1 rRNA gene is annotated in these 258 nt (G+C 50.4%); it reads right to left on the bottom strand.

Annotated elements, in window-relative coordinates:
• A 5S ribosomal RNA gene (gene rrf / locus AWV70_RS03040) occupies positions 1 to 94 on the bottom strand; the annotation flags it as partial.
• Positions 95 to 258 lie beyond the last annotated feature (164 nt).

Raw genomic sequence — 258 nt, forward strand, 5'->3', positions numbered from 1 at the left:
CAGGGGGAAGCCCCCTACTACCATCGGCGCTGAAGAGCTTAACTTCCGTGTTCGGTATGGGAACGGGTGTGACCTCTTCGCCTTCATCACCAGACAATTGAACGATGCTTGTTCGTTCAAAACCGGATAAAACCAACATTGTTGCTGAACTCAAGTCCAACCGTACTGTTTTAACTATAAGGTTAAGTCCTCGATCGATTAGTATCCGTCAGCTGCACGTGTCGCCACGCTTCCACCCCGGACCTATCCACCTCATCA

It is taken from the genome of Sporosarcina koreensis (assembly GCF_001531445.1).
GTDB lineage: Bacteria > Bacillota > Bacilli > Bacillales_A > Planococcaceae > Sporosarcina > Sporosarcina koreensis_C.